Source organism: Micromonospora sp. LOL_015, assembly GCF_048060275.1.
Lineage (GTDB): Bacteria > Actinomycetota > Actinomycetes > Mycobacteriales > Micromonosporaceae > Micromonospora_E.
This window is the reverse complement of the sequence record NZ_JBHMIO010000115.1, coordinates 1-2,307: the sequence shown is the minus strand read 5'-3', so window position 1 is coordinate 2,307 and position 2,307 is coordinate 1. Positions and strand designations below refer to the sequence as shown.

General features: G+C 65.9%; 2 protein-coding genes. One reads left to right on the top strand and one right to left on the bottom strand.

From position 1 onward, the window contains the following. Positions 1 to 79: 79 nt before the first annotated feature. Positions 80 to 1,396 (bottom strand): IS701 family transposase, encoded by a 1,317-nt coding sequence (locus ACFHWU_RS28960; RefSeq protein WP_416592272.1) that lies wholly within the window; start codon positions 1,394 to 1,396, stop codon positions 80 to 82. 237 nt (positions 1,397 to 1,633) lie between these two features. Between ACFHWU_RS28960 and ACFHWU_RS28955 the strand changes: the two genes are divergently transcribed. Continuing rightward, a complete protein-coding gene (locus ACFHWU_RS28955; RefSeq protein ID WP_416592271.1) occupies positions 1,634 to 1,993 on the top strand; it encodes a hypothetical protein in 360 nt (119 codons plus the stop codon). Positions 1,994 to 2,307 lie beyond the last annotated feature (314 nt).

Here is a 2,307-nt window from a genome sequence, read left to right as displayed (position 1 = left end):
CGGCTGTTTGCAGACTATCACCAGATTCACTTGTTCGACGAAGGGTCGGTAACTGACCTAGTACGGCAGCCGCCATTTGCTAGTTGACCAGGGCGTATTCGCGGTTGAGGCGGGTGCGTTGGTGGTGCCAGCGGGCGCGGGACTGGTGGCGTCGGCGCCAGGTCAGCCAGTCGATGGCGTGGTCGGGTGGTTGTGGGCGGTGGAGGGCGTCGGCGAGGAGTCGTCCGATCTCGGGCACGGTCAGCGGGATCAGTCCGGGCTCGGCCGGTGGCGGCTGGTCGGGTGTGGTCGGCGGGGGCGCCTGGCTGTCGGTGCGGTGACGTAACTGCGCGGCGGTGACCGCGCAGACCGCGAGGGCGGCCATGACCAGCACGGTGTGCCGGGCGATCGCCCCGTACCGGCGGGCCTGGCACTGGTCCAGGCCGAAGTGGTCCTTGCCGAACTCGAAGCACTCCTCAACCGGCCACCGCAGCCCGGCGGCGCGGACCAGCCGCGACACGACCGCCGGCTCCCCGTCGGGCACGTAGCAGTAGTGGAACGCCAGTTCACCGGTGGCCAGGTGCCGGCGCACGAGGAGATGGTGGCGGGGTGAATCGGTGGCGATCCACGCCCACGCGTACCAGCGGTGTCCCTTCGACCCGGCACCGGCCGAGCGGACCTGCCAGCCCCGACCGGCCCCACCGACCAGCAGGTCAACGGCTTGCGCGCAGGTCAGCCGGTCACCCGACGGCGTCCGGACCATGAACGTCGAGGCGACCCGCAGCACGTACGCCTGCCCACGTTGTTCGAGGAACTCCCTCAGGTCGGTGCAGTTGCCGTACACCTCGTCGCCGCAGATCACGTCGAAGGTCAGGCCGTCGGCGTACGCCTGGGTGCACAGGTCGATCGCGAGTTGGCCCTTCGTGCGGAACTCCGCGTCCGGGGGCAGCCCCGTCCGTCCGGCGGTGTCCGGGTCGGTGACCTGCTCGGCGGGGATCCACTGCCGGGCGGCGATCAGGGCGTGGCCGGTCCGTTCCCGCACGTAGGCCAGGTGCACGGTGTTGATGCCGTTGGCGACCCGACCGGCGCAGCCCATGTACTGCCGTTTCACCCCGGCCGTCCCGGTGCCGTGCTTCGGCTGTCCGGTCTCGTCCAACGCCCCGACCGCCAGACCACGCCGCCGCCGGACGGCCGCCGCCGCGTTCAACCCGGCGGCCGCGTACCGCCGCACCTCGCCGGCCACGCCCTCGGTGTCCCACACCGCCCGGTTCAACAACCGCTGGGTCCGGTCCGGCGTGGCGTCCCCGACGTGCTCGGCGATGGTCCACCCGTTGCGTTTCGGCATCCTGCTGACCAGCGCCGACATGTACCGGCCGGCGTGCCGCCACGTCCGCGTCTGGACGAAACACGACCGCACCCGCTCCAACAGGTTGCCCTGTGCGCGCGCCGCCCGGTCAGCCGCTACCCTGGCAGCAGCAGCCGCCTTCGATCTTGTAGTCCTCACAAACACATGATCAACAGGCGGCTGCGTCTACGTTGCACCACCCCCGCCGACCCGTCCTACCTGGTCACAGCCCAAATGGCGGCTGCCGTACTAGGGGATGTCTGGACGGAGGGGGCGGTTGCGGACCAGTTGGCGGTCGGAAGTGATGCCATGGCGGTCGGCACTGTTGCGAATATGTCCGTGTCAGTCAAGGTGGAGGTACTGGATGACCCTCCGGTCAACGACTGGGCAGAGTTCGACCACGTGGTCGAAGGTAGTCTCCACGTTCCATCAGGAAGACTGGTCGTCATGGGATGCACGGACTATGAACCTGAAGCGGCCCGATTTAGTGTTCCCGAGTGGGCGCGGGTTCGCGTGGCCAAGTCGAACTTAGATGCTGCCATCAGCTCGGATCTAGAAGCGGACCCGGAAGAACCAGCTACCACAGAGTATATGCGAATACAGGTATGGGAGGCTGCCCTCAGTTCGGCGCTGGTGCTGAAGCGATGGCGTTCTAAAGGTGTAGAGTGAACGTAAGTAGTCCCAAGTCCTGTGGGAACTTTATGCAACTCGGACAGTTGCTGTAATTTGTCCAAGTGGCAGTCCTGCGAAGTTGATGATCCGGGATTTGGGATATTGGCGATGAGGAAGTCCTGGCCACGGACTTCAGGGCACAGGCTTGATTGAAGCTTGCGCTATGACGTCGAGATCGTAGCCGTCCGGGTGGAGTGCGACGGCACAACTCATTCGTACAATTGAATTCTGCCCTTGTGGTCGGTTGGTTCGGAAGGATCCGGATTCGATCACGGTGTATCTGCCGAACATGGAGTTGAAGCTGAACCGCT

Excerpts from the sequence above, each read along its gene's own strand:
- ACFHWU_RS28955 (WP_416592271.1), top strand. The coding sequence starts at position 1,634 with ATGGCGGTCGGCACTGTTGCGAATATGTCCGTGTCAGTCAAGGTGGAG.